Origin of the sequence: Cupriavidus sp. a3 (assembly GCF_051015765.1) — a bacterium.
GTDB classification, from domain to species: domain Bacteria; phylum Pseudomonadota; class Gammaproteobacteria; order Burkholderiales; family Burkholderiaceae; genus Cupriavidus; species Cupriavidus oxalaticus_A.
In genome coordinates this window covers 1-598 of the sequence record NZ_CP170643.1, presented here as the reverse complement: position 1 = coordinate 598, position 598 = coordinate 1, and the positions used below count along the sequence as shown (strand labels likewise).

Annotated in this window: 2 pseudogenes; both read left to right on the top strand. The window is 66.6% G+C overall.

The features are described 5' to 3' along the window. Positions 1–129 precede the first annotated feature (129 nt). Positions 130–342 (top strand): annotated as a pseudogene (locus ACAD63_RS00010) (methylcrotonoyl-CoA carboxylase); the annotation flags it as partial. 2 nt (positions 343–344) lie between these two features. Then, positions 345–596 (top strand): annotated as a pseudogene (locus tag ACAD63_RS00005) (NAD(P)(+) transhydrogenase (Re/Si-specific) subunit beta); the annotation flags it as partial. Positions 597–598 lie beyond the last annotated feature (2 nt).

Genomic DNA, 598 nt, shown 5'->3' with positions numbered 1-598 from the left:
TGTACGAGATCGGCGCCGGCACCTCTGAGATCCGCCGCATGCTGATCGGCCGCGAGCTGTTCGCGGAAACGATGTAAGCCCACCACGCGATGGCTGCACCCTACAACGAACCGACTGGCCGAGGCTGATATGGCGGCAATTGAGACAAAGCTGAACGCGCGTTCCGAAGCGTTCAAGACCAACGCGCAGTCAATGCAGGCACTGGTTGCCGACCTGGAAGCAAAGATCGCGAAGCTGGCGGAAGGCGGCGGCGAGGCCGCGCGCGACAAGCACCTGTCGCGCGGCAAGCTGCTGCCGCGCGACCGCGTGCAGCAACTGCTCGACCCGGGCACGCCGTTCCTGGGTCGCACCCGGCCTCGGCGCGCAAGGGCAATGCCTTCGGCATGATCGGCATGGCGATCGCGGTGGTCACCACGCTGGCGCTGATCATCAAGCTCAAGAATGAATTCCTGGCGGCCGGCACGGCGCAGTCGTCGGTGGGCTCCGGCCTGGCGCTGAACTTCGGCGCGCTGGTGGTGGGAGGCGGCATCGGCGCCTACGTGGCGCGCAAGGTGCAGATGACCAAGATGCCCGAGCTGGTCGCGGCGATGCACTCGCT